Here is a 21,404-nt window from a genome sequence, read left to right on the forward strand (position 1 = left end):
ACCCCGATCAGGTGACTGGTCGGGTTTTTTTTTAGGATATTTACTCGCTTCCATAACAACCCATTTGAAAATTGTATTTAGAGTCGTAGAAAGATCGACCGATTAAAGCTTCCAATTGCTTTATCTGCTCTTGGTCGAGGTCATAGCCAAAGATTTCGTCTTCGGGATTGACCCAATGCATGATTACTCTGAGCCGCTCAATGTTTCCATCTGGAACGGGGATCTCGAAAACTAACCGAGCTGTGCGTTTATTAAATGCCTCGACGGTGTGATTCAGCTTGAAGTTGCCATAAGTCATTCGATGCATACCAACTGAACTATATGAGTTGCGTCCAAGAGCTTTTCTCCAGTCCAGTCCTCCAAAATTTTGATCTGCTCTTCGTCTAAATCAGAGCCATCGAACTCATCTTCAGGTTGTTGCCAATTCATCAGCGCCTTCAATGCTTCCTCGTGATGCGCCGCGATCTCTACGGTCAGGAGCAAATTCTCAGTCTTTCGATCGAATACCTCTATTACATGCTTCATTTTTCTACTCTCCTTGTGGAATCGGCAGGCTTTGTTTGTTTCCCTGTTTTCGGGTCGTATTCTCCAAGATGTTTTCCTTGCTTGGTGTACATCTCAACCTTGCCATGCTGAGAGTCCCATTCGTAAATTTTCCCCGATGCATCTTTCCAACGTCTTCGCTTTTTTCCTCCACCGCGAACGGAGGTTTTCAGTGGTGCAGGTTTCACGTCTGGAAAGGCCGGCAGCGAAATAGGGGCGGGGTGGTATTTGAAATCTTTAGGAACGTTTAAGACTATATATACCGGCTGAACCAACGAGCCAGGTGGAAACACCAAAATGAAATCCCGGTACTCCGGCGGATAAACCGGGTTGACCAGAATCCCGTCCGCCGCTTTCGTCGGTGGATACACCCAGATATGCGGCGCTTGCGGTGCAACCTCCAGCGCGGGGATGCCGAGGATGTCTGAGCCATCCACAGCAGGCGTCCAGATCAGTTCGACGCCTTCGCCCAAGTCAGCAATGAATTGACTGCCGCGCTCGCTGAATTGCACGACCTCAACCATTTCCCAGTCGCGATTCTTGCCGGTGTAAAAGCCGTAGCCCCTCAGACTGCCGTCGGCCTGCTGTTCGACCCTCAACCGAACACGCGTTCGCGCCTGTTCAAGTCCACGCAGTTGATCGTCGGTATAGAGCGCGCTGTCACCAAGACTCGAGGGCATGAACAGCGCAACCAAACCAACCAAAGGTGCAACAGCCGCGCTTGATACAGCAGCGGGCAGTGCTTCAAACATCGACCCCGCCAGAGCCAGACTGCCAAATCCAGCCGGAATAGCGGTTGCACCGATTTTCTTGAGAGGAACTGCGCCGGTTTCATCGGCCTCACGAGCGCCCAGCAAAATCAGCTCGCCGTAATCCTTCAGGCTGTCAGTCGGCACCATCCCCGAAGGACTGGAGTAATCGATAATCGCATCCGGCAATTTGCAGGACTTGGCGAATACGCAGCCAGCGCGAACGGGATCGGTTTTTTTGACCGCCACCTCACGGCTGCGCTCGAAAGCATCCTGTCGGGCCAGCATGGCGTCGTAAGCATTTTGTCTGGCGTCGCGCTCGGCCAGTTCAGTGGCCGTCATGTAGCGGTAAGTGACGTGATGCCCGTCGCCTTGCGGTGGGTTGGGAACCCGGGGAATGTCCTTGTTGCCAGCCACTGATCGTCCTTTCGTTCATCCATCGACAGCCCTTCGCAAAGGGCTGCGCAACGTTAACGAAGCAGGAAAATGGTGGCTGTAGGACGCGTCTCTAAAGACGTGGGGATTAGTCGCTGTGTATCAGTATGGCGGCACTTGTGGCGAGGGGATTTATCCCCGTTGGACTGCGCAGCAGTCCCCAGTTCTTAATTTAAAAGCGGGGGCCGCTTCGCAGCCCAACGGGGATAAATCCCCTCGCCACAGGTGTTCTACGCAGGATTCAGTACTGTGTTTCGGCGACTCGCCGCCGCCGTCACCGCATAACCAATCAGCGCCGCCAGAATCGACCCGGTCAAAATCCCCATCCGGTCCATCCCGGCGTAATCGCTCACACCCGGTTCAAACGCCAACGAGCCGACGAACAGGCTCATGGTGAAGCCGATGCCGCACAGGATCGCCACGCCCAGCACTTGGCCCCAGTTGGCGCCTTGGGGCAGGGTGGCGATGCCGATCTTCACGGCCAGCCAGGTCAGGCCGAACACGCCGACGGTCTTGCCCAGCAGCAGCCCAACCGCAATGCCCATTGGCACGTGGTGAGTGAAGCTTTCGACGGTGACGCCGCTCAGCGACAGGCCGGCGTTGGCGAAGGCGAACAGCGGCAGAATGCCGTAAGCCACCCACGGGTGCAGCGCATGTTCGAGGGTCAGCAGTGGCGACGGCTCGGCGTTTTTCGTGCGCAGCGGGATGCAGAAGGCCAACGTGACACCCGCCAGCGTTGCATGGACACCGCTCTTGAGTACACAAACCCAAAGGATCAGGCCGATGATCATGTACGGCCCGAGTTTGACCACCCCGAGCCGGTTCATCGCCACCAGCGCCGCGATACATGCTGCCGCCAGACCCAGCGACAAGGTCGAGAGTTCGCCGGAGTAGAAGATCGCGATGATCACGATGGCGCCGAGGTCATCGATGATCGCCAGGGTCATCAGGAACAGTTTCAGCGATACCGGAACGCGCTTGCCGAGCAAGGCCAGCACGCCGAGGGCGAAGGCGATGTCGGTGGCGGTCGGGATCGCCCAGCCGCCCAATGCCGCCGGGTTGTCACGGTTGAGAAACCAGTAGATCAGCGCCGGCACCAGCATGCCGCCAATCGCTGCGGCACCGGGCAGGACGATTTGCGAGGGTTTGGACAACTGACCATCAAGGACTTCGCGCTTCACTTCCAGGCCGATGAGGAGGAAGAACATCGCCATCAGGCCGTCGTTGATCCACAGCAGCAAGGGTTTACCGATTTTCAACGCACCGATCTGCGCCACCACGGGGGTGTCGAGCAGGCCGGTGTACAGCCACGACAGTGGCGAGTTGTTGATAATCAGAGCCAGGATGGCCGCGGCGATCAATAACAGACCGCTGGCAGCTTCCAACTGAAAGAAACGCGTGAAAGTGCTACGCAGAGGCAAGGTCGCTCTCCATCGAATCGTCAAAAAGGTGGGACACCCTAACCCGTACTGTTAGTTGTTAAAACAAAAGTTATATTCTTTTTTGTTATATGTCGTTACAAGGTGTCTGGCCCAAGCCACGGTGAGCCTAGCAGTTGCCTGACATATTGAGACTCAGCTGTACCTGTGCGCGATGTAGGTTTTTTCCTAAGCTGATGAATGAGCCTTCATAGAGGCCGATCTCCTGCCCGATTCAACGAGAACCATCACCATGAGCGACAACCGACAGTGGGCCCGCGAAGCCATCCGCATTATCGAGGCGGACTTCCAGCGCAGCGCCGACACCCACTTGATTCCTTTGCCGCTGCCGGGTTTTGCAGGCGTCGAGTTGTATTTCAAGGATGAGTCGAGCCACCCGACCGGCAGCCTCAAGCACCGGCTGGCGCGCTCGCTGTTTCTCTATGCATTGTGTAACGGCTGGTTGAAACCGGGTGCGCCGGTGATCGAGGCGTCCAGCGGTTCGACGGCGATTTCCGAAGCGTATTTCGCGCGGATGCTCGGCCTGCCGTTCATTGCGGTGATGCCGGCAACCACTTCCAAAGAGAAGATCGCGCAGATTGCCTTCTATGGCGGCCAGAGTCATCTGGTGAACGATCCGACGCAGATCTACGCCGAATCCGAGCGTCTGGCCCGCGAACATGGCGGCCATTTCATCGACCAGTTTACTTACGCCGAACGAGCCACCGACTGGCGCGCGAACAACAACATCGCCGAGTCGATCTTCCAGCAGATGCGTTACGAAAAGCATCCCGAGCCAAGCTGGCTGATTTCCAGCCCCGGCACCGGTGGCACCACCGCGACCCTCGGCCGTTACGTGCGCTATCGCCAGCATTGCACCCGCGTGTTGTGCGCCGATGCCGAGCGTTCGGTGTTTTTCGACTACTACCAGACTGGCGACGCCAGTCTGCGCCTGGATTGCGGTTCGCGCATTGAAGGCATTGGCCGGCCGCGCGTCGAAGCGTCGTTCCTGCCCAAAGTGATCGATGCGATGGTCAAAGTGCCGGATGCCTTGTCGCTGGCGGCCATGCATTATCTGGCGCAGCGCCTGGGTCGGCATGTTGGCGGGTCGAGCGGGACCAATCTGATTGGTGCACTGATGGCGGCGCAGCAGATGAAAGCGGCGGGGGAGTCGGGGTCGATCGTGGCGATTCTGTGCGATGGCGGCGAACGCTATGCCGACACCTATTACGATCAGGCTTGGCTGAAGGCTCAGGGGTACGAGTTGGCTGGGTTGATCGAGGCAGTGGCGGCGAGTGCCGAGCGTGGTGAAGCGCTGCCGACTTCAGTGCTACGCGCCAATATCTGAAGCTGAATACAAAAACCAATGTGGGAGCGAGCCTGCTCGCGAAGGGGGCATCTCATTCAACATCAATGTTGTCTGAAATACCGCTTTCGCGAGCAGGCTCGCTCCCACAGGGTTTTGTATTGGGTCAGCTAATGCTGATCAGTCAGTCAGGCCGAGGATGTCGCGCGCCACGGCTTCTGCGATGCGAATCCCGTCCACACCCGCCGACAGAATCCCGCCCGCGTAACCCGCGCCTTCACCGGCCGGGAACAAGCCTTTCACGTTCATGCTCTGCAGCGTCTCGTTCCGCGTAATGCGCAGCGGCGACGAAGTGCGCGTCTCAATCCCGGTCAACACCGCATCGTGCAGCGAGTAACCGCGAATCTGCTTCTCGAACGCCGGCAGCGCTTCACGAATCGCTTCAATCGCAAAGTCCGGTAGCGCCAGGGCCAGATCGCCCAGCGCAACCCCCGGTTTGTACGAAGGCTCGACTTCGCCCAGTTCGGTCGAAGGAATGTCGTTGATGAAGTCGCCAACCAGTTGCGCCGGCGCCTTGTAATCGCTGCCGCCAAGGATGAACGCATGGGATTCCAGACGTTCCTGCAATTCGATCCCCGCCAGCGGGCCGCCCGGATAATCGACTTCCGGGGTGATGCCGACGACGATGCCGGAGTTGGCGTTGCGCTCGTTACGCGAGTACTGGCTCATGCCGTTGGTGACCACGCGGTTCGGCTCGGAAGTCGCCGCGACCACGGTGCCGCCCGGGCACATGCAGAAGCTGTAGACCGAACGACCGTTCTTGGCGTGGTGCACCAGTTTGTAGTCGGCGGCACCCAGTTTCGGGTGTCCTGCGTATTTGCCCAAGCGCGCGCGGTCGATCAGCGATTGCGGGTGTTCGATACGGAAACCCACTGAAAACGGCTTGGCTTCCATGAATACGCCACGGCTGTGAAGCATGCGGAAAGTGTCACGGGCACTGTGGCCGAGGGCCAGAACCACGTGTTTCGAATGCAGGGTTTCACCGCTGGCCAGTTCGACGCCAACCAGCTGGCCGTCTTCGATCAGCACGTCGGTGACGCGTTCCTGGAAGCGCACTTCGCCGCCCAGTTCGCGGATCTGCTCGCGCATGTTTTCAACCATGCCGGTCAGACGGAACGTACCGATGTGCGGCTTGCTGACGTAGAGGATTTCTTCCGGCGCGCCGGCCTTGACGAACTCGTGCAGGACTTTGCGGCCAAGGAATTTCGGGTCCTTGATCTGGCTGTACAGCTTGCCGTCGGAGAACGTGCCCGCGCCGCCTTCGCCGAACTGCACGTTGGACTCGGGGTTGAGCACGCTTTTACGCCACAGGCCCCAAGTGTCCTTGGTGCGCTGACGGACTTCGGTGCCGCGTTCGAGGACGATCGGCTTGAAGCCCATTTGCGCCAGCAACAGGCCGGCGAAGATCCCGCACGGGCCGAAACCGACGACGATCGGGCGCTGGCTCAGATCGCTTGGTGCTTCACCGACGAATTTGTAGCTGACATCCGGCGCCACGTTGACGTTACGGTCGTCGGCGAACTTGCCCAACACCTTGGCCTCGTCGCGCACTTCGAGGTCGATGGTGTAGATGAAGCACAGTTCGGAGGACTTTTTGCGCGCGTCATAGCTGCGCTTGAACAAGGTGAAATCGAGCAGATCATCGCTGGCGATGCCCAGGCGCTGCACGATGGCAGGGCGCAGGTCTTCTTCGGGATGGTCGATTGGCAGCTTGAGTTCAGTGATTCGTAACATGGCGAGGATCCGGGTTCGCGGGGCGCACAACTGCGCCAGGGCGTTTGAAGGCCGCGATTATAAGCCGCAAAGGCCGGATCCGGTGAGGCTAAAACGCTCAGTCGTTGCGCGATCCGCCGAAATACCCGCAACCGCGCTGCACCTGGCCGTCGATACGCAGTTCGGCGCTCATGTGCTGCACGCTGCCGGTGCTGTTGTCGACGCAGCGCTGCGGCGCGACCCACAATTCGATGCGCTGGTTGTTGGCTTCGCTGCTGAGGTTGAAGCGTCCATCACCCAGTTGTTCTTCAACATAAGGTACGGCGAGTGGCGGCTGGCCTTCACGGTCGATGACCATGCCTTTGCCGCTGACTTTTACGTTCCACTCAGGACCGTGGCCGCTGGCGCGCAGAATCAGCAGTTTGAAATTCGGATCATCGCAGGCGGTGCCGGAGCGTTCGACACGATACAGCTGAGTCAGGTCGAGTCGATCGCCGGCAACTTTGCCGCGAACATCGGCGAACAATTTGCCTTGCTCGTCGGCCAAGGTAGCAGCTTCCTGCAGAATGCTGGTGCCACCGATGTCATTGACGACGAGTTGGCGCTGATCCTGACACGGCTGGAACACCAGTTTGCCGTCAGCGGCGGTCAGCTGCCCCTGCATCCGCGTCTGCCCGACGTGCGAAGCACTTTCTCGCTGGCCATCGAACAACTGGCAGGCGGCAAACAACGGCAGCAGGGCAACAAGGACTAACGAACGGGCAACACGCATCTTCGGCTCTCCAGACAAGTGCCGCCACGTTACGCAGCCTGCCGGTCAAATGCAAAAGATCGCAGCCTGCGGCAGCTCCTACATGGAAACGCGTACACCGGGTTACGCAGCCCGCCGGGTCAAATGCAAAAGATCGCAGCCTGCGGCAGCTCCTACATGGAAACGCGTACACCGGGTTATGAAGACCGTCGGCAAAATGCCAAAGATCGCAACCCCCGACATGCCCCTGTAGGAGCTGCCGCAGGCTGCGATCCTTTGATCTTAACCAACGTGAAACGTCTGACCCGTCTGCAAGCCTTCAACACTCTTCGCATAAGCCAGGGCCACATCCGCCGCCGGAACCGGCCTATACCCACGGAAGTACGGCGCATATTTACCCATAGCCTCCAGCAACACGGTCGGGCTGATCGAGTTCACCCGCAGACCGCGCGGCAATTCAATGGCTGCCGCACGAACAAAACTGTCGATTGCGCCGTTGACCAGCGCCGCCGATGCGCCACTGCGAATCGGATCATGGCTGAGCACGCCGGTGGTAAAGGTGAACGAAGCACCGTCATTGGCGAATTCCCGGCCGATCAGCAGCAGGTTGACCTGGCCCATCAGCTTGTCCTTCAGGCCGAGGGCGAAGCTGTCTCCAGTCATCTCATCCAGCGGCGCGAAGGTCACGTTGCCGGCGGCGCAGATCAGCGCATCGAACTTGCCGGTTTTCTCGAAGAGCTTGCGGATTGACGCGCTGTCGCTGATATCGACATTCAGATCACCGCTGTTACGACCGATGCGGATGATTTCGTGACGTTGCGACAATTCTTTGTCCACGGCCGAACCGATGGTGCCGCCAGCGCCTATCAACAGAATTTTCATCGAGCTGTACCTCAAGTGATTGAACGAGGTTTCAGTCTAGAGTGGTTTTTTCTGCGGATAAGCGCACTAATAGGCAACCTTTGGTTTTCAAATGGAAACAATCCGTGAGCGAAATGGATGATCTGGCGGCGTTCGCTGTGTTGATCGAGGCTGGCAGTTTCACCCTGGCTGCGCAGCAATTGGGCTGTAGCAAGGGCCAGTTGTCCAAGCGCATCAGCCAGCTCGAAGCGCAGTTTTCCGTGGTGTTGCTGCAGCGCACCACGCGCCGCTTGAGCCTGACGGCGGCAGGCGCGGCGCTTCTGCCGCAGGCGCAAGCGTTGGTGGTTCAGGTGGAAAAGGCCCGTCAGGCATTGGCGCGCCTGAAGGACGACATGGCCGGACCGGTGCGCATGACGGTGCCGGTGTCGCTGGGGGAAACCTTCTTCGATGGCTTGCTGCTGGAGTTCTCGCAGAAATACCCGGAGGTACAGATCGAGCTGGAGCTGAATAACAGCTATCGCGATCTGTCGCGGGACGGGTTTGATCTGGCGATTCGTTCCGAGGTCGCCAACGATCAGCGGCTGGTGGCCAAACCGCTGCTGGCCTGGCAGGAAATGACCTGCGCGAGCCCGGCGTATCTTGAGCGTTTCGGTGAACCGATCATGCCGCAGGCGCTGGCCGAGCATCGCTGCTTGCTGAACAGTCACTACAGTGGTCGCGAAGAATGGCTGTATCACCAGCAGCACGAATTGTTGCGGGTACGCGTGTCCGGGCCGTTCGCCAGCAACCATTACAGCCTGCTCAAGAAAGCAGCACTGTCCGGCGCCGGCATCGCCCGATTGCCGTCGTACCTGCTGCAAGCGGAATTGGCTGACGGCCGATTGAAATGGCTGCTGCGCGACTTTCAGACCCGGCGCATGCCGATGTACCTGGTGCATCCGTATCAGGGCGGATTGCCGAAACGTACGCAGGTACTGGCAGACTATCTGATCGGCTGGTTCAAGCGCAGCGGCGAGGCCCTGGATCGCCTCCAGCGCTGAACATCCCTTCCCCCTCTAACCCATTCCCTGTAAACCATGCCCTGTAGGAGCTGCCGAAGGCTGCGATCTTTTGATCTGGCTTGTAAAAAACCAGATCAAAAGATCGCAGCCTTCGGCAGCTCCTACAGGGATATCAGGGATATCACGGATATCACGGATATCAGCGGTTGTAGTGTCTGGCGATCAGATGATCGATCGACAATTTGCCCGGCCCAGTCGCCATCAAATACAGTAAAACCGCCGCCCAGGTGCCGTGAGTCGGATAGGCATCCGGATACACGAACAGCTGAATCGTCAGGGTCATACCCAGCAATGCCAACGCCGAAAATCGCGTGGCAAAACCGATCAGGATCAATACTGGAAAGAAGTGTTCGGCGAACGCGGCCATATGCGCGGCGATTTCCGGCGACAGCAGTGGCACATGGTATTCGCTCTTGAACAGCGGAATCGTCGAGTCCGCCAGTCGTGGCCAACCCAGTTGAAAGGTGCCGTCGATCAGGTCGATGGCCAATCCTTCGACCTTGGTCTGCCCAGACTTCCAGAACACCGCAGCAATCGAAAACCGTGCGATGAAGGCGATCAGGCTGTGGGGGATTTTTTCCAGCAGCGCGATGGCGCGGACGATGAGGTTGTTCATGGCGATTCCTTGTTGCTCAAGTGGGTGATGGCGTTGTGCGCGATCAGCAAGCCGAGGGTTTGTGCGAGATCGAAGGGTGGGCTGTGTCCAGCTGCCGCCAGTAATGGCAGGCCATCGATGAGATGGCGGATAAACGTGCTGGCGCCGGGCTCGATGACAAACACTTCAACGACGAGATGGTTGCGCAGCACCAGCGCGTGCTGTGCTTGCTGCAAGTCGATGCCCGCGAGCGTTGCTTGCCGTTGATGCGCTGCCCAGATCGCGACCGTCGGCCAGGGTGAGTCGAACAGATGCAACGACGGATGCAACTCGACACTCAGGGCGCTCAGGGAATGCGGATCGGTAAGTGCGGCAGTGATTTCTTCCGCCCGCACCGGTAACGCATCGGCCGCGTGATAAGCACAGGTGCGCAAACGCTCAAGGCGCGCGACATCGGCCAGATAGGGCACGCTGGACGCCGGCTCGAACGCGGCAACGAAGTCAGCGAAATCTTCGCCGTAACGACTCATCAGCGGACTTTGCGGCGGCTGGACCTGTAAGAAAACGGCCGCCATCGCCCGAAAGAATTCCTCGCCGACCAATTGCCTGATCACCGGATAACTGTCGGCCAACGCGTTGATCAGCGAGCTTTGCACGTTGTTGCGATACACCGCGAAGCGCCTGGCCGGATCGGCGCCGCTGGCACTGCACAAGCCGTCGGGGCAGGGAAGCCGCGTGTCAATGAGCGCGGCAGCGAAAGCGCTGTGCGTACTCATGCGCGCCCCCTGGCTTGCAGCAATAAGTGATCGGCTTGCTGCGCTTCGGCCAGCAGCACATCGAACGCCGGCACTTGATTGTCACGTTCGATCAGCGTGGCCACCGGGCCAATGCGTTTCAGCACTTGCCGGTATAAATCCCACACCGCTTGATCGATCGGTGCACCGTGATCGTCAATCAGCAGGCGTTCACCGGGGCTGTCGGAATCTTCGGCAAATCCGGCCAGATGAATCTCGCCGACGCGATGCAGCGGCAGTGCGTCGAGGTAAGCCAGCGGATCGCGCTGATGATTGATGCACGACACGTAGACATTGTTCACGTCGAGTAACAGGCCGCAGCCAGTTCGGCGGATGACCTCGGCGATGAACTCCGGCTCATCGATGGTCGAGCGCTGAAACGCCAGATAAGTCGCCGGATTCTCCAACAGCATGGGACGTTTGAGGCTGTCCTGCAGCTGATCGATATGCGCGCAGACACGGTTCAGCGTCGGCGCGTCGTAGGCCAATGGCAGCAGATCATTGAGAAACACCGGGCCATGGCTCGACCAGGCCAGGTGTTCGGAAAAAGACTGTGGTTGATAGCGCCGAATCAGCTCGGCAAGACGCTTGAGATGGTCTTTATCCAGCGGCCCTTCAGCACCGATGGACAACCCGACGCCGTGCAGCGACAGCGGATACTGCTGACGAATCAAACCCAGAAAATGATGAAACGGGCCGCCGTCGACCATGTAGTTTTCGGCGTGGACCTCGAAGAAACCGAGGTCCGGTGGCGAACCGAGCACTTGCGCAAAGTGCTCGCTCTTGAGCCCCAGCCCCGCACGCGGCGGGAGCTCGGCGCGGGCTGCCTGAGTGCGGGGGAGGGCAGATTGATGGGCGTTGGACATGATCGTCACCCAGGCAGACCGGGGATCAGGATTTGGCTTTGAAGGCTTCCATCTGGCCGAAACCGGTCGGCGAGGTCTTGCTTTCGGTGGTGGCGCAGGTGCCTTTCGGCACGAGTTTCCAGGCGTTGGCCTGGTAATCCATTTTCGCCGTGCCGGCACAGGTGGTGCCTGCACCTGCGGCGCAGTCGTTATGACCTTTCATGGCCACGCCGAAGCATTTTTCCATGTCGTCGGCGGCGTGGGCGGTGGAGACAGCGGCCATGCTCAGGGCAGAACCGAGGGCCAGAACCAGGGCGGTGGCGGACAGGGTGCGGGTGGTAGCAGTCATGATGTTTCTCCAGTCTTGTCAGGGTTTGTACAAGCGATTTGCGCTTGCTTACCCCTCTAGAGAACCCAGTCGACGATGCGTTACAGCCCACCGCAAATTTCCCCCAAATAATCCAAAACCCCCTGTAGGAGCTGCCGCAGGCTGCGATCTTTTGATCTGGCTTTTTACCCACGCAATCAAGATCAAAAGATCGCAGCCTGCGGCAGCTCCTACAGAGACTGTTTTTTATCATTGATTTCAGGTGGTTTCAGATCTGCGACGTCTGTCTTATGTTCTCGTCGGAATAAATAACTGTGGGTAATCGCGAATGGTCATAAAGGACTGTTATTTCTGACAGTTGGATGTTTTTAGTTTGCTGGATATATTCAAAACCGAGCGTTTCAGATAATTAATAAGCGAGGTTTGATATGGGTGATTTTGAGTCGCGACTGACGAGTGTTATTGCTGTTCGCTTGGATAAAGATGAAGCAAAAGTTGTGCTGTCTTCCCGTTTTATTGAAGACCTGAACGTGGATTCGGTCGATGCCGTTGAACTGATTCTAGATTTGGAAGAGGAGTTCGGAATTGAAATTCCAGATCAGGACGCAGAGAAAGTCAAGACCGTGAAGGATGTACTCGATTTTTTGCGCGCACATGCATGAGCCTGAGATCAGATATTGAAAGACACAAAAAATGGCCAGAACGCCGTTTTTTGTTCCACCTGACGCCTCAGTCTCAACTGAGCGCAAAATTTTTCCAAATAATACAAACCCCTGTAGGAGCTGCCGCAGGCTCGGGCCGCGATTGGACGATCTTTTGATCTGGCTTTTTACCCACGCAATCAATATCAAAAGATCGTCCGATCGCGGCCCGAGCCTGCGGCAGCTCCTACAGTGATTTATCCGAGTTGCCGGCAGTGTTCTATAGTCACTTCAACGGCCACTCCGACAGGCCGATTTACCAGGACGGTATCTCATGACGAAGGATCGCTCAGTCTGCGCTGTGCTGTCGCGCAAGACTTCATCGTTTGCTCTGGCCTGCACGCTGCCTTTGCTGTTCTCCCCGGTTTACGCCCAGCCGCAAGCCGATCCGCAGGACACGCTCAAACGCATCAACCACAACTACAACACCCTAAAGGACGCGTGCCAGGAACCCGATACCGGTGCGGCGCGTGGTCTCTACTATTGCAGCGGCGTGACGCTGCGCATGGTCAATGACGGGCCTTTCAATCCTTGGGATTACAGTCCTTACGCGATCAAGATTGGCGCGACGTCCTACTCATGGATTCGTAAGGATCTGAGTACGCGAATCCTTATCCATCCGGCCGGTTTCATCCTGCGCACGCCCTCGGATGCGGCGGCTTTGAATCTGCCGGTCAAAGAGCAGGGCTTTACCTGCATCTACGCCTTCGATGGCGGTACCGGGCCGGAGCGCAAGTGGTATGGCTGCGGCTTCTTCGACAGCCGTGAACCGCCGCGTGCCGCACAGGCGGCGATGAACAATCGCAATGCGGCACTGGCCTACGGTACCTGTGCCGAGGCCGGGGTCAGCACTGCCGAGCAGTGGACGCAGAAATACACCGGCTTGATGAAGGGGCCGATTCAATACGGCCAATGCTCGTGGAACGCGGAAAAACCCAGTGACTGGAACGCGATGATCCGGGTACACGAGTCGCGGCCAAGCACCACCAACAAGGACCCCTTTGCCTTCAGTGCCCAGGTCAACGAGTTCATGTTGAAAAACGCCACTGCGACCAACGATGGCAGCGAAAACATGAAGTACATCGATGCCTTCATCTACAACGTCAACAGCACGCAGAATTTCGCCACCCGCGGTGATCAGGCGCCACCCAAACCCGAGAACGGTTTGAACAGCGCGCGCAATTTCCAGAAGAAACTTCAGGCGCAAGGCTACAGCGTGCCGATCCTGCGACTGGATTTCACCAAGCCCGCCGAACAGCGTTTCAGCTTCGTCGCTGCCGATCAGGCGATCGATCTGACGGTGGCGGGCGATTCCCAGCCGCCGGTGGTTGCGCCAACCTCGAAATACATCGCCAGCGCCACCTGGATCGAGCGCTACGACCCCGGCAGCAAGAAAAACGAATGGTCGCTCAGCGTCACGCCGACCGCCCAGGGCAAGGCGAACCAGGCCAGCAATCAGGAGGCGGTGTATCAGGAACTGCTCGCGCTGCGGGGGGCTGATAGCCAGTGGCGCGACAACGAGAAGTCGGCGGGCAGCATGCGCCAGCAACTAACCTGTCTGGTGCAAAACTATCCGGCCAAAACCGAATGGAATCTGGAACCCTTCCGTCCCGCTGTCAGCCCGCAGGAAACAGCGAAGGCCGGTTGCAATCCCGCGGCTGCCGCGTCACCGCAATACATCGCCTCCGCTGACTGGGTCAAACGTTACGACCCCGGCACCCGCAAGGATGAATGGAGCCTGAGCATCGTGCCCACGGCGGCGGGGCGTGCCTTGCCCAACGAGCAACTCGGCGCGATCTACGCGCAACTGTTCGCACTCAAGGGCGCAGACAGCAACTGGCGCGACAACGAAACGTCGGCCGGCAGCATGCGCCAGCAATTGGGTTGCGTCCTGGCCAACTATCGCAACAAGACGCCGTGGAATCTTGAGCCGTTCCGGCCGGCGTTGTCGGACGCCGACACCCGGGCCGCCGGTTGCAACCCTGTTCCTCGCTGAGTGTGTTGGCTAATCAAGGAGATGCAAGCCATGAAAAAACGTCTGATCAGGACTGCTCCATTGCTGATGTTGCCGCTGCTGTTGCACGCGACATGGGCCAGTGCCGAATCTTGCGAAGAGACGCTGAAAAAGGTCGAAAGTCTGTACAACAAAACCGTCGACAGTTGCGGGCAGGACCCCGCTTCGGACTGCTCGGGACTACTGGTGCGTGGCACCCACCGCGCCGATCCGGCCAAGGGGCAGAAATGGGATGTGTGGAATCCCAGCCCGAAAGCCGTGGAACTGGGAACATTCGCCGCTTCGTATATGCGCGCTGACGGCATCAGCTATGAAGACCCGGGCATGAGTACGCAAAACGGCTACTTGATTACGCCGAGAGATCTGATCCGCGACCCCGAGACGCCGGTGCATGTTTACTGCGCGTTTCCCAACGATGCCTGGACTGATTTTCGCAATGACCGTGGCTGTGGCGACAACAAGAACACCGCGCCGACGGAAGCGGTCTGCCAGGCAATGAAACCACCGATCAGCAGCCCGAACGGCTGGGTCGCCCACTTCACCCAGTACAACAACAACCGGCAACAGGATCAGTTGCAGTGCGGTTTCAACATGCGCAATCCGATGAGTAGCAAGGAGCGTGTCGATGCCTTCCGCAATTTCATGGGCGCGCGCAAAGTCATCAACAGTCGCGAGTTTCAAACCCAGACCGAGCTGCGCCTGGGCAATCCGAAAACCGACGAGCTGCCGATTCTGGCGTTCTTCTACAGTGACCAACGCGGCTTGAACGATGCCATGGCCAATCAGCGCGATTACAAGGCCAAAACCGGCAAGGACCGCAACATCATCAAGATCAATTTCCCGCAAACCCCGGTCGCCAAGGCCTCGTTCTCGTGCATCCAGACCTCGACGCCAGCGGCGCCACAGTTCTGTGAGAAGTACATCGAATCGAGCACTTGGGTACAACGTCCCGATCCGAAACTGGGGCCGAACACCTGGTCGCTCTCGGTGGTGCCGACCGCTTGCGGCCGCGCGATCAAGGATGACCAGACTGACCGGATGTTTGCCGAGTTGTACAACAAGCACAAAGACGATTCGCAATGGCGCCAGTACAGCGTCAACGGTGGTTCGTTGCGTCGGCAGATGGTCTGCCATCTGGCGGCAACCTACGACGGCAAGCCGGTGCGCAATAAACTGGAGTGGAACCTTGAACCGGCGCGTCCGTATGTCGATCAGGCCACCGCTGTAGCGCAACACTGCAACCCGTACTGACAATACACCCCGTGTAGGAGCTGCCGCAGGCTGCGATCTTTTGATCTTGATCTTAAAAACAAAGATCAAAAGATCGCAGCCTGCGGCAGCTCCTACAGGGGGATTTCGCAGGCACAAAAAAAACGGCCCGAGGGCCGTTTTTTTTGTTGGGTGCATGCATCAGCCGCCGAGGTACGCCTCGCGTACTTTCGGGTCGGTCAGCAGTGCTTCACCGGTACCTTGCATGACGACGCGGCCGTTCTCCAGAACGTACGCCCGGTCAGCGATTTTCAGCGCCTGGTTGGCGTTCTGCTCGACCAGGAACACCGTCACACCGTCCTTGCGCAGCATTTCGATGATGTCGAAAATCTGCTGGATGATGATCGGTGCCAGGCCCAGCGACGGCTCGTCGAGCAGCAGCAGTTTCGGCTTGCTCATCAGCGCGCGGCCGATGGCGAGCATTTGCTGTTCGCCGCCGGACATGGTGCCGCCGCGCTGGTTGAAGCGTTCTTTCAGGCGCGGGAACAGACCGAGGACCTTGTCCATTTGCTCCTGATAGTCGCCCTTGTCGGTGAAGAAGCCGCCCATGGACAGGTTTTCTTCAACGGTCAGACGGGCAAACACCCGACGACCTTCCGGCACCACCGCGATGCTCTTGCGCATGATCTGCGACGAGTCCTGGCCGATCAGTTCCTCACCCATGTAGCGGATGCTGCCGCTGTGCGCTTGCGGCGAACCGCAGAGCGTCATCAGCAGCGTGGATTTGCCGGCACCGTTGGCGCCGATCAGGGTGACGATCTCGCCCTGACGGACTTCGACGTTGACGCTGTGCAGGGCCTGGATCTTGCCGTAGAAGGTGGAAACGTTTTCGAACTGCAGCATTTACGCTTCCCCCAGGTAGGCTTTGATCACTTCAGGATTGTCGCGGATCTGTTCCGGCGTGCCGTCAGCCAGAGGCGTGCCCTGGTTGATCACGACGATGTGGTCGGAAATGCTCATGACCAGTTTCATGTCGTGTTCGATCAGCAGCACCGTCACATTGTGCTCTTCACGGAGCATGCCGATCAGCGCCTTGAGGTCTTCGGTTTCCTTCGGGTTCAGGCCGGCGGCCGGTTCGTCGAGCATGAGGATCCGCGGACGGGTCATCATGCAGCGAGCGATTTCCAGACGCCGTTGCTGACCGTAGGCCAGGGTGCCGGCGGTACGGTTGGCGAACTCCTTGAGGTTGACCTTTTCCAGCCAGTACTCGGCAAACTCCATGGCCTCGCGCTCGCTTTTGCGGAACGACGGCGTCTTGAACAGGCCAGCCAGGAAGTTGGTGTTCAAGTGACGGTGCTGGGCGATCAACAGGTTCTCGACCGCCGTCATGTCCTTGAACAGGCGCACGTTCTGGAAGGTGCGCACCACGCCTTTAAGGGCGATCTTGTGGCCCGGCAGGCCTTGAATCGGCTCGCCGTCGAGCAGAATGCTGCCGCCCGTTGGCTGGTAGAAACCGGTCAGGCAGTTGAATACGGTGGTCTTGCCCGCGCCGTTCGGCCCGATCAGCGCAACCACTTGTTTCTCTTTGACGGTCAGGGCCACGCCGTTGACCGCGAGCAAACCGCCGAAGCGCATGCTCAGGTTTTCGACCTTAAGAATCTCGCGGCTCATTTTCGCAACTCCATGTGTGGGCGTTGCATCGGCAGCAGACCTTGTGGACGCCAGATCATCATCAACACCATCAGCGCACCGAACATCAACATCCGGTACTCGCTGAACTCACGCATCATTTCCGGCAACAGGATCATCACCACAGCGGCGAGGATCACACCCAACTGCGAGCCCATGCCACCCAGCACGACGATGGCGAGGATGATCGCCGACTCGATGAAGGTGAACGATTCCGGGGTCACCAGGCCCTGACGGGCAGCGAAGAAGCTACCGGCGAAACCGGCGAAGCTCGCGCCGAGGGTGAACGCCGACAGTTTGATGATCGTCGGATTCAGACCCAGTGCCCGGCAGGCGATTTCATCTTCACGCAGCGCTTCCCACGCACGGCCGATCGGCATGCGCAGCAGACGGTTGATGATGAACAGCGCCGCCAGTGCCAGCAACAAGGCCACCAGGTAGAGGAAAATCACCTTGTTGATCGAGTTGTATTGCAGGCCGAAATACTCGTGGAAGGTCTGCATGCCTTCCGCGGCTTTACGCTCGAAGGTCAGGCCGAAGAACGTCGGTTTCTCGATGTTGCTGATGCCGTTCGGACCGCCAGTGATGTCGGTCAGGTTACGCAGGAACAGACGGATGATCTCGCCGAAGCCGAGGGTCACGATCGCCAGATAGTCACCGCGCAAGCGCAACACCGGGAAGCCCAGCAGGAAGCCGAACGTCGCCGCCATCAGGCCGGCAATCGGCAGACAGATCCAGAAGCTCAAACCGTAGTAGTGCGACAGCAGCGCGTAGCTGTAGGCGCCAACGGCGTAGAAGCCGACGTAACCGAGGTCAAGCAGACCGGCCAGACCGACGACGATGTTCAGGCCGAGGCCGAGCATCACGTAGATCAGGATCAGCGTCGCGATGTCCACCGCGCCACGCGAGCCGAAGAACGGCCACACCAGCGCACCGATGATCAGCGCAATGATGAAGTAGCGTTGCGTGGTCGGCAGGGTCAGGAAGTTACTGGCCTTGGCCGGGATCAGCGGCAGGCCCGGCGAGGAATTCCACGCCTTGCTGATCTGCTGGTTGAACAGCACCCGCAGGAACATCAGCACCGAGCAGATGGCGATGGTCGCCAGAATCATCGGGCTGGTGTTGTGCACTTCGAGGTTGATGCCGACGATGGTCAGTTTCAGACCGAGTACCGGGTAGGCCACGGCCCACACCAGCAAAGCGCTGAACAGCGCCTGTTTAAGATTCCTAGTCATACTTTCTCAACCTCCGGACGGCCCAGAATGCCGGTCGGACGGAACAACAGCACCAGAACCAACAAGCCGAAAGCCACGACGTCCTTGTATTGGTCGCCGAAGATATCGGCACCAAACGCTTCCGCCACCCCCAGCACCAGCCCGCCGAGCATGGCGCCGGGGATGCTGCCGATACCGCCGAGTACCGCTGCGGTGAAGGCTTTGAGGCCGACGAGGAAACCGGCGTTCGGGTTGATCACGCCGTATTGCATGCTCAGCAGCACGGCCGCGATGGCCGCCAGCGCAGCACCAATGACGAAGGTCAGGGCGATGATGTTGTTGGTGTTGATGCCGAGCAGGTTGGCCATCTTGATGTCTTCGGCACAGGCGCGGCAGGCGCGGCCCAGGCGAGAACGGGAGATGAACAGCGTCAGGCCGAGCATGGCGACCAGGGTCACCACGAACACCACGATTTGCATGTAGGAAATCAGCACTTCATGTGCGCCACCTGGCCCGAAGGAAATGTTCCCGGGGATCAGGTTGGGGATGGATTTGTCCTTGGAGTCTTGCGCCAGCAGAACCGTGTTCTGCAGGAAGATCGACATACCGATGGCGGAGATCAGCGGGATCAGACGGTTGCTGCCGCGCAGGGGGCGGTAGGCGATCCGTTCGATGCTGTAACCATATGAACTGGTGACAACGATGCTCGCGATGAAGGCGGCGGTCATCAACAGCGGGACGTTGTCGATTCCCATCATGGCCAGCCCGGCGATGGCGATGAACGCCACGTAGGAACCGATCATGTACACCTCGCCGTGGGCGAAGTTGATCATTCCAATGATGCCGTAAACCATCGTATAGCCGATGGCGATCAGGGCATACGTGCTGCCAATGGTCAGGCCATTAACCAGCTGCTGGAAGAAGTGATAGAGGTCAGGCATTACAACGCTCCTAAAAACCTGATACGCATTTCACTGGTGGAGTCATTTTCCCGCCCGGCCCCGTGGATCTATATCCACTTCGAATCCGGGTTTTGCCAGCGAACCGCTGATGACGGTTTTGAGATTTTCAGGTGGGGAGACTGGCGGATCACGCCAGCGCGGCCCATACATTCGTAAAACAAAGCCCACGGCACGCCGTGGGCTTTATTGGCAGTCAGTCAGGGCGCGCCTTACTGAGGCGAAACTTCAGTTTTTGGTTTGCCGAAGTGCCACTCGTAAACCACAAATTTGAAGTCCTTCAGGTCACCCTTGGCGTCGAAGCTCAGATCGCCAGTCGGGGTTTTGAAGGTGCCGGCGTGAATGGCTTCAGCCACTTTGGCCGGGTCTTCGCTCTTGGCAGCGGCGATACCGCCGGCAATCACTTCAACCGCCGAGTAGGAAGGGAACACGAACGGGCCGCTCGGGTCTTCTTTCTTCGCCTTGAATGCATCCGCCAGGGCAATGTTGGCCGGATCCTGGTCGAAGGATTTCGGCAGGGTTACCAGCAGACCTTCGGAAGCGTCTTTGGCGATCTGCGAAATGGAGTCGTTACCCACGCCTTCCGGACCCATGAACTTGGCTTTCAGGCCTTTTTCAGCCGATTGACGCAGGATCAGGCCCAGCTCCGGGTGGTAGCCGCCGTAGTAAACGAAGTCGACGTTGGCTTGCTTGAGTTTGGCGATGATCGAGGAGAAGTCCTTGTCGCCGGCGTTGACGCCTTCGAACACGGCAACTTTCACGCCTTTCTTCTCAAGGGTCGATTTGACGGCGGTGGCGATGCCTTCACCGTATTGCTGTTTGTCGTGCAGCACAGCAACGATTTTCGGTTTTACGTGATCGGCAATGTAGTTACCGGCGGCAGGGCCTTGGGCGCTGTCCAGACCGATGGTGCGGAAGACCATTTTGTAACCACGGGCGGTGATGTCCGGGCTGGTGGCAGCCGGGGTGATCATGATCACGCCTTCGTCTTCGTAGATGTCCGAAGCCGGTTGAGTGGAGCTGGAGCACAGGTGACCGACGACGAACTTGACGCCGTCGTTGACGACCTTGTTCGCTACCGCTACCGCTTGTTTCGGATCGCAGGCATCGTCGTATTCAACGGCTTCGAGTTTCTTGCCGTCGACGCCGCCCTTGGCGTTGATCTGTTCGATGGCCATGCGGGCGCCACTGAACTGCATGTCGCCGTACTGGGCTACTGGACCGGTTTTAGGGCCGGCGATACCGATTTTGATGGTGTCAGCTGCGAACGAATGGCTGGCAACCCCGGCCAGAACCATAGCGGCAAACAGTTTGGAAATCTGCTTAGTAGCCTTAGTCATAGTGCTCCACTCTTACTGTTGTAATTTTTTTTGAGTTCTGGCGCCGTAGCAGCAGAACCGGGTCAGATATCTTTGCGATACCCTCCGGAAATGCCCCCGGCAACTGTACCGGTACAGTGTAGAGCGCCGGTTGTCAGCCTGGGAAGCGGGCGCCGAGGGGCAAAACTTGGGGGTGTCGCATTTTTGAATGAAAAAGACAGAATTGCGGCGGGGCGTTCGTGGGCATATATCCCAATCAACAGCATTCCTTGGCGTTCCTGCTCTTTTCGTTCGGTGCAGCCATTTGCAACCGGGTTTTGCTGACGGACCACCGACGTTATCATTTGCGTCGATTTCTTTTCCGGAACAGCGCCCATGAATCAAGAACCTAGCACCCTCTATGCCAAGCTGCTTGGTGAAACCGCATCTATTACCTGGAAGGAGTTGGAGCCGTTCTTCGCCAAGGGTGCCCTATTGTGGGTCGACCCTACGCTGGATCTGATCGCCGCGGCTGAGGCCGTGGCCTCGGACGAAGGCGAGAAAGTGGCTGCCTGGCTGGCCGAAGACAAGGTCGCCAAGCTGTCTGAAACGCGGGCGCTGGATCTTTTCGAACGTGATCCGCCGTTGTGGGCGGTGGTGGTTTCGCCGTGGATTCTGATCCAGGAAAGGGCAGTCGCCGCAGACCCTGCACCTTGATGGTGCGACCGGTCGTCAGCGAAAAGTGTGTAGCCGAGTAGCGTGATGGCACCTTGCCGTAGAGAAACACCACAAGCGAGGGTGGCATCACGGTGACGTAAACGTAACGGGAACAGTTTAGTAAGCAGCCTAACGGCTGCTTAA

22 protein-coding genes are annotated in these 21,404 nt (G+C 58.3%); 6 read left to right on the plus strand and 16 right to left on the minus strand.

Annotated features, from left to right (window positions below):
* Positions 1 to 40: 40 nt before the first annotated feature.
* The 4 genes from C2E19_RS07765 to nhaA form a co-directional block, all read right to left on the minus strand.
* A complete protein-coding gene (locus tag C2E19_RS07765) occupies positions 41 to 298 on the minus strand; it encodes a hypothetical protein (RefSeq protein WP_256661287.1) in 258 nt (85 codons plus the stop codon).
* Positions 295 to 525 (minus strand): hypothetical protein, encoded by a 231-nt coding sequence (locus C2E19_RS07770; RefSeq protein ID WP_129390140.1) that lies wholly within the window; start codon positions 523 to 525, stop codon positions 295 to 297. Before C2E19_RS07770 ends, C2E19_RS07765 begins: the two co-directional genes overlap by 4 nt.
* Positions 522 to 1,709, minus strand: a complete 1,188-nt coding sequence (locus tag C2E19_RS07775; protein ID WP_129390144.1) for a colicin E3/pyocin S6 family cytotoxin — start codon at positions 1,707 to 1,709, stop codon at positions 522 to 524. Before C2E19_RS07775 ends, C2E19_RS07770 begins: the two co-directional genes overlap by 4 nt.
* 248 nt (positions 1,710 to 1,957) lie before the next feature.
* A complete protein-coding gene (nhaA, locus tag C2E19_RS07780) occupies positions 1,958 to 3,148 on the minus strand; it encodes a Na+/H+ antiporter NhaA (RefSeq protein WP_129390147.1) in 1,191 nt (396 codons plus the stop codon).
* A gap of 250 nt (positions 3,149 to 3,398) precedes the next feature.
* On the opposite strand from nhaA, the gene C2E19_RS07785 reads away from it, so the two are divergent.
* Positions 3,399 to 4,493, plus strand: a complete 1,095-nt coding sequence (locus C2E19_RS07785; RefSeq protein WP_129390150.1) for a PLP-dependent cysteine synthase family protein — start codon at positions 3,399 to 3,401, stop codon at positions 4,491 to 4,493.
* A gap of 138 nt (positions 4,494 to 4,631) precedes the next feature.
* Here C2E19_RS07785 and C2E19_RS07790 read toward each other — a convergent pair whose 3' ends face one another.
* The 3 genes from C2E19_RS07790 to C2E19_RS07800 all read right to left on the minus strand — a co-directional run bounded on the left by C2E19_RS07790 (position 4,632) and on the right by C2E19_RS07800 (position 7,857).
* Positions 4,632 to 6,245, minus strand: a complete 1,614-nt coding sequence (locus tag C2E19_RS07790) for an NAD(P)/FAD-dependent oxidoreductase (protein WP_122591545.1) — start codon at positions 6,243 to 6,245, stop codon at positions 4,632 to 4,634.
* A 97-nt stretch (positions 6,246 to 6,342) separates the two neighbouring features.
* Positions 6,343 to 6,996 carry a COG3650 family protein gene (locus tag C2E19_RS07795; protein ID WP_129390153.1) on the minus strand — a complete coding sequence of 218 codons (654 nt, stop codon included), beginning with the start codon at positions 6,994 to 6,996 and terminating at the stop codon, positions 6,343 to 6,345.
* 261 nt (positions 6,997 to 7,257) lie between these two features.
* On the minus strand, positions 7,258 to 7,857 hold the full coding sequence (locus C2E19_RS07800; RefSeq protein ID WP_129390156.1) for a short chain dehydrogenase: 600 nt from the start codon (positions 7,855 to 7,857) through the stop codon (positions 7,258 to 7,260).
* A gap of 104 nt (positions 7,858 to 7,961) precedes the next feature.
* Between C2E19_RS07800 and C2E19_RS07805 the strand changes: the two genes are divergently transcribed.
* Positions 7,962 to 8,876, plus strand: a complete 915-nt coding sequence (locus tag C2E19_RS07805) for a LysR family transcriptional regulator (RefSeq protein WP_129390159.1) — start codon at positions 7,962 to 7,964, stop codon at positions 8,874 to 8,876.
* 160 nt (positions 8,877 to 9,036) lie between these two features.
* On the opposite strand, the gene C2E19_RS07815 is transcribed toward C2E19_RS07805, so the two are convergent.
* The 4 genes from C2E19_RS07815 to C2E19_RS07830 are packed head-to-tail and all read right to left on the minus strand — an operon-like array spanning position 9,037 to position 11,480.
* Entirely contained in the window at positions 9,037 to 9,513 is a 477-nt protein-coding gene (locus C2E19_RS07815) for a DoxX family protein (RefSeq protein WP_129390162.1), read from the minus strand.
* A complete protein-coding gene (locus C2E19_RS07820; protein WP_129390165.1) occupies positions 9,510 to 10,268 on the minus strand; it encodes a DUF2063 domain-containing protein in 759 nt (252 codons plus the stop codon). Before C2E19_RS07820 ends, C2E19_RS07815 begins: the two co-directional genes overlap by 4 nt.
* A complete protein-coding gene (locus C2E19_RS07825; RefSeq protein ID WP_129390168.1) occupies positions 10,265 to 11,152 on the minus strand; it encodes a DUF692 domain-containing protein in 888 nt (295 codons plus the stop codon). Before C2E19_RS07825 ends, C2E19_RS07820 begins: the two co-directional genes overlap by 4 nt.
* A 25-nt stretch (positions 11,153 to 11,177) precedes the next feature.
* Entirely contained in the window at positions 11,178 to 11,480 is a 303-nt protein-coding gene (locus C2E19_RS07830; protein ID WP_008086321.1) for a DUF2282 domain-containing protein, read from the minus strand.
* A 407-nt stretch (positions 11,481 to 11,887) separates the two neighbouring features.
* Here C2E19_RS07830 and acpP point away from each other — a divergent pair, with 407 nt between their 5' ends.
* The 3 genes from acpP to C2E19_RS07850 all read left to right on the plus strand — a co-directional run bounded on the left by acpP (position 11,888) and on the right by C2E19_RS07850 (position 15,425).
* Complete coding sequence (gene acpP, locus C2E19_RS07840; RefSeq protein ID WP_129390171.1) at positions 11,888 to 12,121, plus strand: acyl carrier protein; 234 nt, start codon at positions 11,888 to 11,890, stop codon at positions 12,119 to 12,121.
* Between the two features lie 313 nt (positions 12,122 to 12,434).
* Positions 12,435 to 14,156 (plus strand): DUF2599 domain-containing protein, encoded by a 1,722-nt coding sequence (locus C2E19_RS07845; RefSeq protein ID WP_129390174.1) that lies wholly within the window; start codon positions 12,435 to 12,437, stop codon positions 14,154 to 14,156.
* A gap of 30 nt (positions 14,157 to 14,186) precedes the next feature.
* The gene (locus C2E19_RS07850; protein ID WP_129390177.1) at positions 14,187 to 15,425 is read left to right on the plus strand and encodes a DUF2599 domain-containing protein; all 1,239 of its coding nucleotides are present in this window, start codon (positions 14,187 to 14,189) and stop codon (positions 15,423 to 15,425) included.
* Between the two features lie 159 nt (positions 15,426 to 15,584).
* Here C2E19_RS07850 and C2E19_RS07860 read toward each other — a convergent pair whose 3' ends face one another.
* The 5 genes from C2E19_RS07860 to C2E19_RS07880 form a co-directional block, all read right to left on the minus strand.
* Positions 15,585 to 16,286 (minus strand): ABC transporter ATP-binding protein, encoded by a 702-nt coding sequence (locus tag C2E19_RS07860; protein ID WP_129390180.1) that lies wholly within the window; start codon positions 16,284 to 16,286, stop codon positions 15,585 to 15,587.
* Entirely contained in the window at positions 16,287 to 17,054 is a 768-nt protein-coding gene (livG, locus tag C2E19_RS07865; protein WP_129390183.1) for a high-affinity branched-chain amino acid ABC transporter ATP-binding protein LivG, read from the minus strand.
* Entirely contained in the window at positions 17,051 to 18,307 is a 1,257-nt protein-coding gene (locus C2E19_RS07870) for a high-affinity branched-chain amino acid ABC transporter permease LivM (protein ID WP_129390186.1), read from the minus strand. The genes livG and C2E19_RS07870 overlap by 4 nt, the downstream gene beginning before the upstream one ends.
* Positions 18,304 to 19,227 (minus strand): high-affinity branched-chain amino acid ABC transporter permease LivH, encoded by a 924-nt coding sequence (gene livH, locus C2E19_RS07875; protein ID WP_034154997.1) that lies wholly within the window; start codon positions 19,225 to 19,227, stop codon positions 18,304 to 18,306. Before livH ends, C2E19_RS07870 begins: the two co-directional genes overlap by 4 nt.
* A 230-nt stretch (positions 19,228 to 19,457) precedes the next feature.
* On the minus strand, positions 19,458 to 20,585 hold the full coding sequence (locus tag C2E19_RS07880) for a branched-chain amino acid ABC transporter substrate-binding protein (protein ID WP_129390189.1): 1,128 nt from the start codon (positions 20,583 to 20,585) through the stop codon (positions 19,458 to 19,460).
* A gap of 354 nt (positions 20,586 to 20,939) precedes the next feature.
* On the opposite strand from C2E19_RS07880, the gene C2E19_RS07885 reads away from it, so the two are divergent.
* Complete coding sequence (locus C2E19_RS07885) at positions 20,940 to 21,260, plus strand: DUF2288 domain-containing protein (protein WP_129390192.1); 321 nt, start codon at positions 20,940 to 20,942, stop codon at positions 21,258 to 21,260.
* Positions 21,261 to 21,404 lie beyond the last annotated feature (144 nt).

The organism is Pseudomonas sp. DTU12.3, from assembly GCF_004124275.1.
GTDB classification, from domain to species: Bacteria; Pseudomonadota; Gammaproteobacteria; order Pseudomonadales; family Pseudomonadaceae; genus Aquipseudomonas; species Aquipseudomonas helmanticensis.

Coding starts and splice junctions, on each gene's coding strand:
- C2E19_RS07815 (WP_129390162.1), bottom strand. CDS start 9,513: ATGAACAACCTCATCGTCCGCGCCATCGCGCTGCTGGAAAAAATCCCC.
- C2E19_RS07785 (WP_129390150.1), top strand. CDS start 3,399: ATGAGCGACAACCGACAGTGGGCCCGCGAAGCCATCCGCATTATCGAG.
- C2E19_RS07765 (WP_256661287.1), bottom strand. CDS start 298: ATGACTTATGGCAACTTCAAGCTGAATCACACCGTCGAGGCATTTAAT.
- livG (WP_129390183.1), bottom strand. CDS start 17,054: ATGAGCCGCGAGATTCTTAAGGTCGAAAACCTGAGCATGCGCTTCGGC.
- livH (WP_034154997.1), bottom strand. CDS start 19,227: ATGCCTGACCTCTATCACTTCTTCCAGCAGCTGGTTAATGGCCTGACC.
- C2E19_RS07825 (WP_129390168.1), bottom strand. CDS start 11,152: ATGTCCAACGCCCATCAATCTGCCCTCCCCCGCACTCAGGCAGCCCGC.
- C2E19_RS07870 (WP_129390186.1), bottom strand. CDS start 18,307: ATGACTAGGAATCTTAAACAGGCGCTGTTCAGCGCTTTGCTGGTGTGG.
- C2E19_RS07845 (WP_129390174.1), top strand. CDS start 12,435: ATGACGAAGGATCGCTCAGTCTGCGCTGTGCTGTCGCGCAAGACTTCA.
- C2E19_RS07850 (WP_129390177.1), top strand. CDS start 14,187: ATGAAAAAACGTCTGATCAGGACTGCTCCATTGCTGATGTTGCCGCTG.
- C2E19_RS07830 (WP_008086321.1), bottom strand. CDS start 11,480: ATGACTGCTACCACCCGCACCCTGTCCGCCACCGCCCTGGTTCTGGCC.
- C2E19_RS07880 (WP_129390189.1), bottom strand. CDS start 20,585: ATGACTAAGGCTACTAAGCAGATTTCCAAACTGTTTGCCGCTATGGTT.
- C2E19_RS07790 (WP_122591545.1), bottom strand. CDS start 6,245: ATGTTACGAATCACTGAACTCAAGCTGCCAATCGACCATCCCGAAGAA.
- acpP (WP_129390171.1), top strand. CDS start 11,888: ATGGGTGATTTTGAGTCGCGACTGACGAGTGTTATTGCTGTTCGCTTG.
- C2E19_RS07860 (WP_129390180.1), bottom strand. CDS start 16,286: ATGCTGCAGTTCGAAAACGTTTCCACCTTCTACGGCAAGATCCAGGCC.
- C2E19_RS07770 (WP_129390140.1), bottom strand. CDS start 525: ATGAAGCATGTAATAGAGGTATTCGATCGAAAGACTGAGAATTTGCTC.
- C2E19_RS07820 (WP_129390165.1), bottom strand. CDS start 10,268: ATGAGTACGCACAGCGCTTTCGCTGCCGCGCTCATTGACACGCGGCTT.
- C2E19_RS07885 (WP_129390192.1), top strand. CDS start 20,940: ATGAATCAAGAACCTAGCACCCTCTATGCCAAGCTGCTTGGTGAAACC.
- C2E19_RS07795 (WP_129390153.1), bottom strand. CDS start 6,996: ATGCGTGTTGCCCGTTCGTTAGTCCTTGTTGCCCTGCTGCCGTTGTTT.
- C2E19_RS07800 (WP_129390156.1), bottom strand. CDS start 7,857: ATGAAAATTCTGTTGATAGGCGCTGGCGGCACCATCGGTTCGGCCGTG.